The sequence below is a fragment of the Lunatimonas sp. genome (genome assembly GCF_020832325.1).
In the GTDB taxonomy this organism is placed as follows: Bacteria; Bacteroidota; Bacteroidia; order Cytophagales; family Cyclobacteriaceae; genus Lunatimonas.
The window spans coordinates 24,035-38,980 of sequence record NZ_JAFIEU010000018.1 but is presented as its reverse complement, the minus strand read 5'-3'; the positions used below and the strand labels follow the sequence as shown (position 1 = coordinate 38,980).

Genomic DNA, 14,946 nt, shown 5'->3' with positions numbered 1-14,946 from the left:
TCCGTCAGTTATGCTGTTCCTTGAATCCCAGCACTTCCTATTTGAAAATAGCGCCACGTCCTCTCCTAATTCCCTAGAAAGTGGCACTCCCGGAAAGAAGCGATTTGCCAGCTCTTTGCTGGGGATAATCGCACCATTGTGGTCGTTTCCAGCATTGAAGACCATAAAGCCTAGTCCGTCTTTTTGAATGCACAGATCCTCAATTTGTCCTAAGTCACGCGCGTCGATGTAGCAGAAAGCGTTGCGCCGTCGAACCTCCGGATGTTTGAAATAGTAGGGAAAAAGCGTTTCATATTCGAGTGGCTCAATCACATTTCCAATGCGCATTGCTACAGCATCAACAAGCGGTGGGGAAGTTATCCAAAAATCAGGTAGGTTCCAAAGTGGGTTAAAAGAGGTCATGGCCTATGTATTTAAAATCCTGCGATAAGATGCCCCTGTATGTATCTCTACACATCGCTATTCTCCTTTTAGGGAAGTGCATCGCAATTTTTGGACCCTAATTGATGTCGTCTGTCCTTGATAAGATGCTTTGGTTTACTGGTGTTAATATAAAATTAAACACTGAAATAGGTTTAAAAATCAATAATTTATAGCTTTTTATCCAGAAGTAATTTATTATCTTTAAGTCAGTTCGGAATGAGGCGGCTTGCTTCCTAAGTTGCAGTTTTTTTTTGCACGTAAGATAAAATCTGGAGAACGTGCTATAAGTATGAATGACTTCATATCATTCAACGAAGTTGGTTTCAAGCCAAGGGGGGGGGATAAAAAACAAATCTCTGGATACTCCTAGAGACTACATTGATGTTCGGTTTCTCAAGCCCTTTTTTCAGCCAAATTTAGCAATTGCCACAAAATATTTTGATTTGGCGATTTCTCCAAGACTGGCCTACCTAACTTACATTTCACTAGATGACTATCACCTCGATTCTCAAGATTTAAAAAACAGTGTCAGAGATTATTACAATGAAAACAACAATCGGGTGGTTTTTGAGCCCGGAATTATGGTTCGCGGGGGATTTCCTAATGCAAAGTTGGAATTGCAATACAGTTTCTCTACGCTTGCAGACCCTATATTAGATATGTTTTTAGTGAATCACAGCTATTTTTCCATTGGAACGCGGTTTCAACTTGCCGGTCGTTCAGATACAGGAAGTTCTCCCTGATCAACTATTGTTTTTGTGGGTGCGCCGCAATGTATAGGAAAAATTATTTGGCAGGATGTACAGTTAGTGGACATTGTTGCTATCTTTCTTACGAAAATCGGAGTCGATTTTTTTTCATAGATTTCTTTAGAGATGAGTAGGTTTATTTTGGTGAAACGACGGCTATGGCTGTTATTTTTGTTAAGTTCGTTGATGGTCGGCTGCCAAGAGACCGATGACGCTATCGAGCCGGTTGGTTCCCCTCCACCAACCAATGGAGGGGCAGATTTTTTCGATGTTACTGACTTTAGTGTTACGTTATCGGCGGACGACCTTCGTGCAAATGAAGCAGGACGCTGGGCTATTCACAGTGGACTGGTGGACAATAAGGTTTTTTTTAGCAACGAGACGCACCCAAAGGCTGTTTTTCATGGACTTCCGGGAGAGGAATACAAATTACTTTGGTATGTTCGGAATGGTGGCCTGTTGACCACAGACACCGTGAAAGTGCATTTCGCTCCCTTACAGGCTGAAATTCTGGATGACAGTCATTACTTCTATCAGACCCGGCGTAGGTTGTATGGGAAAGCCTATGACCGAGGTAAATGGACGATTGAGGGGAACTATCAATATATTCGGCGTATATCCAGTGGAGGGGTTGTGCTGCCTGACGAACAATCTGAGGCTATTTTATTCAACGGGTATGAAAACACGGATTATAAGATTACTTGGACCACTTGGTACGGAAGTAAAAGCGCGTCCACAACACTAACAATTAGAACCGGGGAGTACCAACAAGAAGAGGCATTGGAAGACTTAGGTAAAGTCTGGCGACCTTCAACGTATAGACGAAACGAGTCTGGCGATGTGACAGAATTATATATGAACAGCGATCCCTATGGTTGGATTTTTGGGGATAGCGTGCAGTTTCCAGCGCTCAAAGCATTGAAGCATCTAACCAAGCTTCATCTCAACGGAAGCAGTCTGTCCAACGTTCCCCATGTTATATCGACTTATACGAAACTTCAGTTCTTGGATCTTGGCCATACCAGAATTACCCAATTGGGCGATGACTTTGGTAATTTAACAGAGCTGGATACCCTTTACATGAACAATCTAAACATACCGTCCCTTCCGGAGAGTTTTGGAAACCTAGCCAATCTGCGGTACTTGGAAATGACGTTCACGGGGCTTACTAGCTTGCCGGAGAGCTTTGGAAACCTAAGCAAATTGGACTACCTAAGCTTTGAACTGAATTATATCGATAAACTGCCTGAGTCTATCGGTAATCTACGGAATTTGAAGACCTTTCGTGGTCCGATCTTGACAAAGAGCATACCCGCTTCTTTTTCCGACTTGACGAACCTTGACTTTTGTTTTTTCACAGTAACGGAAAAACCGGCTGTTTTGCCGCAAGATTTTGGTAGGCTTACCAAGCTGGAAACCCTATGGCTTTGGGGCGATTATCGGACACTCCCCGAGAGTTTTTCGTTGCTAAGGGACCTAAGAGAGTTATGGATTCTCAACGGGACGGGCCTCAGTAGCATACCAGAGAGCTTTGGGGATTTTCCTGAATTATACCATTTGCGTTTGGTCCTGAGACTTTCTGAACTACCTTTTTCGGTAACTAAGATGGTGAAATTAAGAAACCTGGCCTTGCACGGTTATCTCGACTTCTTGCCGGATGATATAGGTTCATTGAGCAAGCTAGAAACCCTTGGGGTGAGTCACGTAGGGTTAAAGGGCATACCGGATAGCATAGGAGAATTAAAGAAACTGACGGATCTTAACCTAAGTATGAATAAACTAACGGAAGTACCAGCCTCCATTGGTGATTTGCACAGTCTGAAAAACCTGTATCTCGGCCGAAATTACATCCCGAAATTTCCCCGTACAATGGGGAGTCTTTCCGAAACACTTCGGGAACTGCATATAAATGCCAATCCCTATGCAGAGGAAGAATTGAAATTTTTGCGGGATGCGCTTCCCAATACCCATATTTTAACCAGGCTGGAGGGCGATAATATGCCCTGGTAGCTCACTGGTCTTTCAATTTTCCGGCAAGGGTCGCATAGTATTTTTTTTGTAATTTTCTTTCGGGGATTGGAAAAAAGTGAGTATACTAGCTTCTACATATCACCTCAAACTCATGAATCGGACGAGCCTTGTCAGTACCTTGCTATGCATGTTGTTTTTTTCGCTACCTGTATATTCCTCCGCTCAGACCGAGCGCCAGCCGAATATCGTCTACATCCTTGCCGATGACATGGGCATTGGAGATGTGTCAAGCTACAACGCCGATTCAAAACTGTATACAACGCACATTGATCGATTGGCCCAAAACGGTGTCAAATTTACCGATGCACATACCAGTTCCGCTGTATGTACACCTACCCGTTATGGGATTTTAACGGGGAGGTATAACTGGCGGTCTACCCTGAAGAGTGGGGTTTTGGGCGGGTACTCCGCACCGTTGATCCCCACGGATCGGCTGACCGTCGCTTCCATGCTGCAAGAGTCAGGGTACCACACCGCCTTCGTGGGCAAATGGCATTTGGGCTGGGACTGGGCATTTACCGAGTCCTATGACCAACTAGACAACCTGGACCGCAATCTTTCGGTGGATTACACCCAACCCATTTTAAACGGACCGAAGGAACTGGGCTTCGGTTATTCTTATGGCTTCAGCAGTTCACTGGATATACCGCCTTATGTCTACGTGGAAAATGGCCGGGTTACCTCCTTGCCTAACCGGGTGACGGTCAATGTGGACGATAAAGGCTTTTGGCGAGAAGGGCCTACGGGAGCAGATTTTGATCACACGCTTTCCCTGAGTCACTTGACAGACAAGGCCATTTCGTATATAGACAGTCATTCTGAGGAGCCCTTTTTTCTGTATTTTCCGCTACCTGCGCCCCACACCCCGATTTTGCCTCTAACCGAATTTATGGGAAAGAGCAATACCAATATGTATGGGGACTTTGTCCTCCAGGTAGACGATGTGGTGGGACGTATCACCAAGGCGTTGGAGGAACGGGGTCTGCTCGAAAATACCATCCTGATCTTCACCAGTGACAACGGGTGTTCACCACGTGCCAATTACCCGGAACTGGCTCGGGCTGGTCACAACCCAAGCGGAAATTACAGGGGCCACAAAGCGGATATTTACGAGGGTGGACACCGGGTTCCTTTTATCGTACATTGGCCGGCAGGCATTGCAAATTCCGGAGCGTCTGAATCCCTCTTGTGTACCACAGACCTGATGGCCACGTTGGCCGATCTGGTAGGCTATTCACTTCCGAATGATGCGGCAGAAGATAGTTTTAGTTTTTTGCCAGCACTACAGACCAATGGGTCGGTGGAGCTACGTCCATCGGTGGTGCATCATTCCATTGAAGGCCGCTTTGCGATTCGAAAAGGACCGTGGAAGCTTATTCTTTGGCCAGGTTCCGGTGGCTGGAGTGCACCCCGCTCCAATGAACTAGAGGGATTGCCACCTATGCAGTTGTATCGATTGGATCAGGACCCTGGAGAGCAGGAAAATTTGATCGCACTAGAGCCTCAGCGTGTCGTTCAGTTGAAGAAGGAGCTGGTCGAGCTGATCAGAAAGGGGAGAAGTACTTCGGGAATTCCGGTTTCCAATGATGGTCCGGAAGTCTGGCAGCAGCTAGGGTGGATGGATGATTGACATAATCCGTTACGAACGGTTGCGTGTGGGTATCTTTGGAGGATCTCCCGGGATTTTTTTTCGTAGATTTAGCCCAATGCATCGCTGAATCTTTAAAGCTATATGATCACCAGAAGAAAACTCTTAAAACGGCTTTCCGCCCTGCCACTAATGGGTGGTTTGTTTGGCTCCCATTGGGCGTTTGGCAAGCCTTCCGTTGCTCCGGCCGCCCTGCCCGCACGTAACGTGATCCATGAAATGGGACTCCGCACCTTTATCAATGCAGCCGGCAATTACACCTCCATGACGGCTTCGCTAATGCCTCCCGAAGTAATGGGGGCGATACAAGAAGCATCTAAGCATTATGTGATGTTGGAAGACCTACAGGATGCGGTAGGGGCCAAAATAGCCGAACACTGCCACGCCGAAGCTGCAATGGTCACCGCGGGCTGTTGGTCGGCATTGGTACTGGGAACCGCAGGTGTGTTGACGGGCACAGATACCAAAAAAGTAGCACAATTGCCGTTTTTAGAGGGCACTGGGATGAAGTCTGAAATTATTCTTCAAAAATCCCACGCCAATGGCTACCACCATGCCCTTACAAATACCGGTGCCAAACTCGTTCTAATTGAAACCCGGGAGGAGTTGGAGGCGGCGATCAACGAAAACACCGCCATGATGTGGTACCTCAACCGAGAGACACCGGTAGGACAGATCAAGCACACCGAGTGGATAGCCATTGCCAGGAAACATGGAATTCCCACCATGAATGACATCGCTGCAGATGTGCCCCCGGTAGAGAACCTTTGGAAGTACAACGATATGGGCTTTGATCTGGTGGCCATTTCGGGTGGAAAGGCCCTATGCGGTCCCCAAAGTGCTGGGATCTTGATGGGGAAAAAGGACCTGATTGCTGCCGCAAGACTCAATGCACCGCCTAGAGGTGGTAATATAGGTCGAGGCAACAAAGTAAACAAAGAGGAAATCATCGGTATGTTAGTGGCATTGGAAACCTTCATCAACCGGGACCATCAGGCATATTGGAAGGAATGGGAGCGAAAGGTAGCTTTTATAGCAGGCGAGATCTCGGGGGTACCGGGATTCAGGTCGGAGACCTTTGTTCCGGAAATTGCCAATGAAAACCCTACCTTAAAGGTATCGTGGGATAAAAACAGGGTAGCTTTGACCGGTGCCCAATTGGGTGAGCGATTGAGAAAGGGCACACCCTCCATCGAAACAATATCCTGGGAAGGGGAAGATTATATACGGGTAGCGGTTTTTACCCTCAATCAAGGCGAAGAAAATGTGGTGGCCAAGCGCCTAAAGGAAGAGCTGCAAGCTGCGGTATCCTAGCATTTTTACCGGATGCTGGTAGCGGTGAGTTTACAATTCTATCCTTGAACTAAGACGTGATAGGCATTCCCGTATGTTGAGGAATTTCTTTTTTGGCGGCCCCGGCGAATGCCTTATCTTTGGCCCTATCCATTGAAGCCAAAAATAACCCCGATGAAGCGAAGAGAATTTTTGATAACTAATAGTAAGGTGGCTGTGATGGCCCCGTTTATTCCTTCCATGTTCAGCTATGAAGGGCTTGAGCGGAAGCGCGATAATCCCACTATGCCCGATTGGGTGGTGCAACTGATTAGGCAAAACGATCAGAGTCTGAAATCCATTTTGGAGCGAACGGAGGCAGATCCATCATCGCCCCAGTTTGGCTCGGTGGTGGACGGAGTGGGCATGGTGACTGCCCATTCGGTTACTTCGCTTATCAAGACCGCGCTAAACGCGTTGATAAGCGAGCCCTCAGCCTATTTTGGGGATCAACGACTGATAGAGGTTGTTGGGGCAGCTGTTGGGGTGCTGCTGAAGTTGCAGCATGCGGATGGTACCATCGATTTGGTGACTACCAACTTCCACTCTACGCCTGATACAGGATTTATCGTCAAATGGTTGGCACCGGGTTACCGGCTGCTAGCGGCAAGCGATGTACCTAATACAGATCGGATCACCAAGCCTCTTTGGACCTTTCTGGAGCGTGCCGGTGAGGCACTAAAGGTAGGGGGGATACACACACCAAACCACCGCTGGGTGGTATGTTCGGCTTTGGCAGAACTGCACAAAATTAGTCCCGAACCCGGTTACCGCAAGCGCGCCGAGCAATGGCTGGCCGAGCGCATCGATTTGGATTCGGATGGGCAATACAACGAACGGAGCAGCTATATTTATTCGTCTCTCAGTAACCGGGTATTGATCAGTACCGCGAGGGGATTCGATATGCCGGAGTTGCTGGACTATGTTCGGAAGAATCTAGCGATGACCTTCTACTACATTCACCCAAACGGGGAGATCGTGACTGAGGCATCTGGAAGACAGGATAATTCCATCGTCGGGTTTTTGGAAAATTACTATTACCCCTACCGATACTTGGCGATCCAGGATAAAAACCCCCAATTTGCCGCCGCTTGTAGGTTGATCGAGCAAACAGCCTTTTCAAAGGTCACCGGATTTCTTCATTATTTCCTGGAAGATCCTTCCCTGTGGCAGGAGCTTCCCGGGTCAACACCCTTGCCGGTATCCTATTCAAAATTGTTTACCCATTCTGGCTTGGCCCGTATTCGAAGGGGTAACTACGACGCCTCCATACTGGCCAATTCCGCTGCCTTTTTTAACTTTCACAAGAAGGAGGCGGTATTGCAGGGAATCCGATTTGCCAGTGCCTTTTTTGGAAAAGGGCAGTTTGTAAGTGAGCACATCGAAGAGGGAGCGGGTACGTTTATTCTTAAAAGTTCCCTGGAAGGTCCGTATTCCCAACCACTTCCTGTGGAGCACCTTCCCAATGACGGAGACTGGGAAAAGATGCCGCGGGCGTTACGGCCGCAGTCGGAGGTTCAGCGATACCATGCGCAGGTTGTCATCAGTGAAGTGGATGGGGGCTTTGCGTTGGATGTGGAAATTGGAGGGACCGATCAGGTTCCCTTTGCCTTGGAGTTTATTTTCCGACCGGGCGGGACCTTCAGCGGGGTGGAGGCACACGATTCTCTGCCAGGTGTTTATTTCCTAAAAAGCGGGATGGGAGCGTACAAGGCTGGCGAAGATACCATCGCGTTTGGTCCCGGACACCATACCCATCAGTGGGTAGACATTCGCGGGGGGCTGCCCCGTACCGGTTCACCCACAGTCTATTTGACCGGTATGACGCCGTTTCGGGAAAGGCTGCTGATTACGTAGGGAGTGCCAAAAAAAATTGGCCCACTGAAATTTTTTTTCAGTGAGTAAAAATATCTTTGTAATAGTATTTAAACCCTAAATGTTACTAAAGAGTTAACAAACGAAAGTAATCCAAGGAGGAGTAAATCCTTATGAGGTCGGTTCCGGAATGGCTTGTGTCTTAGGTATTGGTGCGCTTGCTGTTTCAACAACTGCCACTGTTTTATCTGGTGGCATTTTAGGATATGGGATGCTGTGGAGCATGGGTGTTGCTGCTTCATCTTGTGTTATGTTTGCTGGGAGTGTGGCCTATGGAGGGAGGTAATCACTATGCGGGTGAATTCGATTACATTTAAGTGGATTTATTTGATGCTGGTTTTTCTTGGAGTAGTAGCACTTGTGCTCTTCTTTGCCAGTGGACTATACGCTTACCTAACAGCCGCATTTTCCTTTGGAATAGGAGCATGGGGAATGAAGAGGGGCAAATTGTAGATGGTTTAGGTTAAAACACATTAAGAAATTGATTCACGTAAAGCGCATTTAGTCCAGATTGTTTATCAAGAGTTTGTATTTTAGAACAACAGATTATTCATTTCGAGTGTAGCGTTAGAGAAATGGATTGTTTGTCAAAAAAAGGATGACTATACGGTCATCCTTTTTCTAATTGTGGCAGAGGGTTTGGTTCTCATGTTAGTACATTTTGAACCAGTTGTTTTTTCTTGACATAGGTTTTTCTAGCTCCTAGCCAAATGAGGGTTGCTTACTGGGAATGAGTTCGACTAACCTGATGTTTACTTGTTGAGATATTTCAATCTGTGTAGAAGTCAGTGGAGGTCAAACCCCGGCATTTATGGATTTGACGCTACCAAGTAAGGATTGAGCTTAAGTTTTTCCACAATGTAGTTGATAGCGAGCTGACCCTTCACGGAATTTCCAGCTTCATCTAAAGGAGGAGAAACTACTGCTATACCGAATTTCCCAGGGACAACGGCTATCAATGCACCGCCAACACCACTTTTTCCAGGCAGCCCGGTTTGGTACAACCATTTTCCCGAGTTTTCGTAAAGCCCCGCCGTAGCCATGACCGGTAGTGTGTAGGAGACTGCTTCAGCAGAGACAACACGTTTATTGGTGATCGGGTTGATTCCTCCGCTTGCCAAGGTTGCTGCCATCGTAGCCAGGTCACGAGCGTGTACACTGAGTGCGCATTGCCTCGTATAGATATCTACTGATTGATCGGCATCAAAGTAGATTTTATTATATGCTTTCAGAAGGTGTGCTTTCGCTACGTTTCGTTGGTTGTCGCCTGCTTCACTTATGTAAACCGGTTCATCTACCTCAAGCGTTCGTCCTGCAAATTCCGATAATTTGCTAACAATAGCCTCCCATTTATCATTTGCTGTCTCACCATTTACCAAGCTCGTAGTAGCGATGGCACCTGCATTCACCATGGAGTTAATACCCGACTCTCTATTGATCTCCATGGCAATGATAGAATTGAACGGAAATCCCGTTGCATTGGCACCTACGTTTTCTTTGATTACAGCCGGACCTGATTGATTCAAAACAAGTGAAAGTACAAAAGCTTTGGATACACTTTGAATCGATACTTGTGAAAAATGGTCTCCCGCTGAGTAAATGTTTCCATCAGTATCTACCATGACAATGCCGAAAATAGAGGAATCGACTTTTGCCAGTTCTTTGATGTAATCCGCGTTTTTCCCTTCTTGTATGTCTTTAAACTCACGGTAAGCTTGTTCCACTACTTGTTGGATTTCTTGTTGGTTTTGGGCAATCGAAGAAAAGCTGATTACCCAAAAAACTGCGATAGCAAGTGTTTTTTGAATGTTCATAACGGTTAATTAGATTTAGAGAAACGATACACGAAATTTGCTTGTATTTTATTGATAGCAAAGAAGTTTCCCTGAGCTGCTGGTAATTCAAACTCCGGTGCTCCGGCAAAATTTGCATTCTGTCGGTTGGCATGTTGATATTCAAGTCCAAAGGATATTCCCGGAATAGGCCTATGAATAAGCCCAACAGTCAAGTAGCTGCCACTCTGAAAGGATGTACTTAGTTGCGATTCAAAGGTTTGGTTTACAACTCGTGAAAAAGCAACTGTTGAGCTCAGTGTTTCTGCTAACGTAATTTCACTTGCAGCCATAATAGCGTAGAAGGGGATAGCAGCCCCGTTGACGGGAGTGATTACATTTGTTGGGTTTGCCTTTACCCCTACATCGGCCGTACCGTCATTCAAAAAGTTTTGAATTCCCCTGCCTGTAACGACGGAACCCAAAAGTCTTATTTTACCAGTCGGGTTGATGCTTCCTGATATATTGGTCCCATAGCCCCAAGTTTCACCCGAAAAATCGCTCGCAGGTGTACTGCCTCTATCAAACCATGAAATGTACTTTGTAACCCATCCAGCCTGAAAATGACCATGCTCGAAATTTCTTCTGTAGTGGAACGTCAATGCGGGTAGTTTGTTGGTAAACACTATGTCGGAGAGTTTTTCCCGAAATGTGAAGTCTTCACGGAAGGGACCCAAATCTGAACTGGCGGAAGGATTTTCCAACCCTATTTGAACTTGAGATTTCTGGGAGTCTACGACTTTGTAACTCACCTGAATATTTCTTAATAGAACCATTCCATTTGGTCCGAAAAATTCAACCGTATTTGGTACCACACTCCCATCCATAAAAACGGAGTTTCTTTTTCCAAATGTCCATCTGTTCCATTCTGCATAGGCATTAAAAACCCGAAAAAATGTTTCTCCTGCATTACTTCCTCCACCTACTAGATCCAACTCAAAACGCGTAATTAAATCCCCCTTTGTGGTTGCCTGCCGCGTGTTAAAGCCAACCCTAGAAGGTCTTACACTAATAGAAAATAATCCATTGTCTGCAAACGGCCTGCCTGAATCATCCAATACTCGCGTTGGTCTTAACATTTCCGCCCAATTGGGATCTGATGATTGAAAATTATAGGTAGTTATGAACCAAAACATTCCCGTAAATTCAACGTCTATGGGTGGTTTGTTTTGGCTTTTAGCAGGAAAAATGAAGATTATGGACAACAATACAGCAATTATCCCTGTAGAAGAAATTTTCATGATGATATAAATTTTAAAAGTTCTTAAAATGTTAAATCTATATGAGGGATTAACCTATACCTGATTAAAATGTTTGAGGGTTTTCTGGAATATTTTTTGCCCTCTTTAAGACAAAAAGGGACGCAAGTACGTCCTGAAAGCAAAACCAACTGTATTAACTACCTTTTTTATGTTGAGTATCATCATTTGTTCGGCAAACCCGGATCTCCTTTCTGAGGTAAGCCGAAACATCGACGAAACCGTAGGAATCCCGTATGAGATCGTGGCCATCGATAACCGTTTCAATCCCAAGGGTATCTGCGAGGTGTATAACCGGGGTGCTGCCAGGTCCAAATACGATTACCTGTGCTTTGTGCACGAGGACGTGAAATTCGCCACGTCAAACTGGGGCGCCAAGCTCGTGGAGGCACTGCGCAGACCCGAAATCGGTTTGGTGGGGATTGCCGGGGCAGCCCATAAGCCAAGAATCATGTCGGGTTGGGGAGCAGAGGGCTTGCGAGAGCGGTTTGTCAAGATCAATCTGGTGCAGCATTTTAAGCGCGAACAGCGTGAACCTATCCATCAATACTTCAACACCGAAGGGGAATCCCTGGCACAGGTGGTGGTTGTGGATGGGGTGTTTTTGGCCAGCCGCAAATCCGTAATCCTTGAAATACCCTTTGACGAACAGGTACTCCGGGGGTTCCACGGGTATGATATCGATATTTCGCTGGCGATCGGGGAGAAATACCAGGTTGCGGTGCTCTTGGATATCCGTTTGGAACATTTTTCCGAAGGCAGTCTCGATGCGGAGTGGGTCGCCAATTCCTGGAAGGTACACGAAAAATGGGCCCATAAATTGCCCAAAACGGTGGTGCCCATCACCAAGCGAGAACGCATCAATTGCGAGAAGCGAACCTACCGCCACATTATCCGAATTCTTAAGGAGAATGGGGCCTATGGTCTTGCCTGGAAGGTGCTGCATCGGGGAGAGCTTATGCAGTTGAATAAGCTGACCTATCTGAAAATGTATTATAGCTATGCAAAGGGCTATTTGGGGTCATTTAGGAGAACTTAAACAGCGACTTGGCTTTCAATCCCCAGATTTGGCGAAACACAAAGCCAAAACCATGGTAGGATTTCTTTTTGGGTATTTGTACCAACCTGCCTTGGTGCTTCCATACCAGGTATCCGAAGCGCGGGTTCACCAGGTTGTGTGTGCGGTTTTTTGCGGCGTTCCAAAGGCAATTGGCCAAGTGGGACGCTTCGTGACCAGACATGGCAGCACAGAGGCGTAGCCATTCGTTTTCCCGTTGCATCCTCGTTTGGGTGATTTTGTACCGGCTTTTTGGTTTTCGGGATCCCAATACGTCCGTGGCGTTCTCCTCGTGGCGTCTATGCTTCACCAGCGGTTCGGGGACATAGGCGATTTGCCCTTGTGTGCTCGCCATAAAGGCGAGGTAATGGTCGTACACCCCCAGCGAGGGAAAGGGTAAAACGGATTCTAGCAGGGACCTTCGCACCATCAGGGCATGCCCAGACACGCAATTGAAGAAAAGAAACGCGTAGGGGTTGGATCCTGAGACCATGGTAAACTCGTCCGACATATATCTTCCCAGGCTTTGGCCATCCGCATCGACAAACTCCGAGTCGTGATAGATCAGCAAGTTCTCACCTATTTGAGACACTAACTTTGCCACCTTGGTGAGCTCCCAGATATCGTCCTGATCGGATGCACAGACAAAGGTGCCACGGCAAAGCCCAAGTGCCTTTTCAAAGTTCTTTTGGTACCCTAGGTTTTCTGAATTTTGAAGCGCCCGAAGCTGGGGAAATCGTTCGGCATAGTGGTTGGCCAATTCCCAGGTACCGTCCGTGGACCGATCATCTACCAATACGATTTCCAACGGCGCGTAGGATTGATGCAGCAGGGATTCCAACTGTTCCGCTAAGTATTTTTTACCGTTGTAGGTACAAATCGCTATGGAAACCAGCGGGGTTTGCTCACTCATGACTGGGCAAATTGCTGCATGTCGATCAATCGGGCATAGAGCCCCTCTTTGAACAATAACTCCGCATGGGTGCCTTCTTCTACGATCTTTCCCTCATCCAATACCACGATCCAATCGGCATTTTGGATGGTAGAAAGGCGGTGAGCGATGACCAGGGTGGTCCGGTTTTTCATCAAGTTGTTCAAGGCCTCTTGCACCAGTTTTTCGGAGGCGGTATCCAATGCGGAGGTTGCTTCGTCGAGTAGGAGAATGGAGGGGTTTTGCAGAACCGCACGTGCAATGCATATCCGTTGTTTTTGTCCACCCGATAATTTGACGCCTCGATCACCCATATTGGTGTCGTATCCATTGGGGGTTTTGGTCACAAACTCGTGGGCGTTGGCGATTTTGGCGGCATGAATGATATCCTCCATGCTCGCATCCGGCTTGCCAAAGGCGATATTATTGCGGATGCTGTCATTGAACAGGATGGATTCCTGATTGACGATACCAATGTGGGAGCGAAGGGAGTGTGTATTTATTTTCCTGATGGGAATATCATCGATCGTGATTATGCCCTCTGTGACTTCCAAGAAACGGGGGATAAGGTCCATCAGGGTGGATTTTCCTCCTCCAGATGGCCCCACCAAGGCAACAGTTTTTCCTTTTGGAACCGTCAGGTTGATGTTTTTTAAGATTGCTTTGTCACCGTAATGAAACCCCACGCTCTGTAATTGGATGTTTTTGGTAAACCTTTCTAGAATAACCGCTTGGGCATCGTCGTTAATGGTCGGTTTTTCATCAATCAGTTGCAGCACGCGCTCCCCGGCGGCAATGCCCGAATGGATGGTGCTGAAGGATTCCGTGATCGCTTTCGCTGGCCGCATGATCTGCGAAAAAATGGCGATATAGGTGATAAATTCCGCTGCCGACAGATCGGATTGATTGGTCATTACCAGAGAACCACCGTAGAGTACGATAATGGCCACCATGGTCACGCCCAGGGTTTCAGATACAGGAGAAGCTAGTTGCTGTCGGTAGGCCATTTTACGGCCCAGGTTGGAATAGGCTACGTTTTCGTTGTGAAACTTTTCCTTGATCCGCTCGGTGGCATTGAATGCTTTGATAATCTTGATACCGGATAGGGCTTCGTCCAGTAGGCTGATCATCATCCCGTAGCGCTGCTGTGCATCGGTGGCCTGTTCCTTCAGCCGTTTGACGATCCGGGAGATGATAAACCCCGAGACCGGAATCACCAGCATGGCAAATAGAGTCAGCTTCATCGAAATCGCAAACAGGATAAAGAGGTAGGCAAGGAGCTGAAGGGGTTCCTTAAATAAGACCTGCAAGGTGCTGGTAACGCTAAACTGCACTACTTGCACGTCGGAAGAGATTTTGGAGATGATATTTCCCTTACGCTGATTGTTGAAGTACTCCACTTGCAGGTCCATGACGTTGTCAAATACCCGCTTGCGGAGGTTGAGTAGGGTGTGTATTCGGAGATTTTCCATCACCCGCTGCGAAAAATAGCGGAAAAAATTACTCAGGAATACCGAGATCACGATCACTAGGCAGACCACCTGAAGTGCACGAAAGGAGCCAAACTCATGGTGGATGTAGTAGGTATAATAGTCGAAATAGCCCATAATGTCCGTCAGGGATTCGGGTTTTTTCGCCACCACGCTTCCGCCCTCCTTGAATAGGGTGTTTAACAGGGGTGCCAGTAGGGCAAGGTTAAGCGTATTGAACACCACCGCCAGCAGGGTCATGATCAAATAGGGGATGGCATATTTTTCGATCGGTTTAGCGAAGGAAAGTAGCCTAAAATAGGTGTGCATGATAACTACC

Annotated in this window: 10 protein-coding genes and 1 pseudogene; 6 read left to right on the top strand and 5 right to left on the bottom strand. The window is 47.0% G+C overall.

Features of this window, described 5'->3' with window-relative positions:
* Positions 1 to 4: 4 nt before the first annotated feature.
* Positions 5 to 330 (bottom strand): annotated as a pseudogene (locus JJU34_RS06835) (NAD(P)-dependent oxidoreductase); the annotation flags it as partial.
* Positions 331 to 716: 386 nt separating this feature from the next.
* Here JJU34_RS06835 and JJU34_RS06830 point away from each other — a divergent pair.
* The 5 genes from JJU34_RS06830 (at position 717) to JJU34_RS06810 (ending at position 8,040) form a co-directional block, all read left to right on the top strand.
* Entirely contained in the window at positions 717 to 1,166 is a 450-nt protein-coding gene (locus tag JJU34_RS06830; RefSeq protein WP_228691588.1) for a hypothetical protein, read from the top strand.
* 132 nt (positions 1,167 to 1,298) lie between these two features.
* Positions 1,299 to 3,182 carry a GTP-binding protein gene (locus tag JJU34_RS06825; RefSeq protein ID WP_228691587.1) on the top strand — a complete coding sequence of 628 codons (1,884 nt, stop codon included), beginning with the start codon at positions 1,299 to 1,301 and terminating at the stop codon, positions 3,180 to 3,182.
* Between the two features lie 112 nt (positions 3,183 to 3,294).
* The gene (locus tag JJU34_RS06820) at positions 3,295 to 4,833 is read left to right on the top strand and encodes an arylsulfatase (protein WP_228691586.1); all 1,539 of its coding nucleotides are present in this window, start codon (positions 3,295 to 3,297) and stop codon (positions 4,831 to 4,833) included.
* 102 nt (positions 4,834 to 4,935) lie between these two features.
* Positions 4,936 to 6,165, top strand: a complete 1,230-nt coding sequence (locus JJU34_RS06815) for an aminotransferase class V-fold PLP-dependent enzyme (protein ID WP_228691585.1) — start codon at positions 4,936 to 4,938, stop codon at positions 6,163 to 6,165.
* Positions 6,166 to 6,318: 153 nt separating this feature from the next.
* The gene (locus tag JJU34_RS06810) at positions 6,319 to 8,040 is read left to right on the top strand and encodes a hypothetical protein (protein WP_228691584.1); all 1,722 of its coding nucleotides are present in this window, start codon (positions 6,319 to 6,321) and stop codon (positions 8,038 to 8,040) included.
* Between the two features lie 827 nt (positions 8,041 to 8,867).
* Here JJU34_RS06810 and glsA read toward each other — a convergent pair.
* Entirely contained in the window at positions 8,868 to 9,872 is a 1,005-nt protein-coding gene (gene glsA / locus JJU34_RS06805) for a glutaminase A (protein WP_228691583.1), read from the bottom strand.
* Positions 9,873 to 9,877: 5 nt separating this feature from the next.
* The gene (locus JJU34_RS06800; protein ID WP_228691582.1) at positions 9,878 to 11,131 is read right to left on the bottom strand and encodes a DcaP family trimeric outer membrane transporter; all 1,254 of its coding nucleotides are present in this window, start codon (positions 11,129 to 11,131) and stop codon (positions 9,878 to 9,880) included.
* Between the two features lie 169 nt (positions 11,132 to 11,300).
* Between JJU34_RS06800 and JJU34_RS06795 the strand changes: the two genes are divergently transcribed.
* Entirely contained in the window at positions 11,301 to 12,188 is an 888-nt protein-coding gene (locus tag JJU34_RS06795) for a glycosyltransferase (RefSeq protein ID WP_228691581.1), read from the top strand.
* On the opposite strand, the gene JJU34_RS06790 is transcribed toward JJU34_RS06795, so the two are convergent.
* Together JJU34_RS06790 and JJU34_RS06785 are read right to left on the bottom strand one after the other, a co-directional pair.
* On the bottom strand, positions 12,175 to 13,119 hold the full coding sequence (locus JJU34_RS06790) for a glycosyltransferase (RefSeq protein WP_228691580.1): 945 nt from the start codon (positions 13,117 to 13,119) through the stop codon (positions 12,175 to 12,177). The two genes, JJU34_RS06795 and JJU34_RS06790, sit on opposite strands and share 14 nt — an antisense overlap.
* Positions 13,116 to 14,936: an ABC transporter ATP-binding protein gene (locus JJU34_RS06785; RefSeq protein WP_228691579.1), complete on the bottom strand. Its 1,821-nt coding sequence runs from the start codon at positions 14,934 to 14,936 to the stop codon at positions 13,116 to 13,118. The genes JJU34_RS06790 and JJU34_RS06785 overlap by 4 nt, the downstream gene beginning before the upstream one ends.
* Between the last annotated feature and the right edge of the window lie 10 nt (positions 14,937 to 14,946).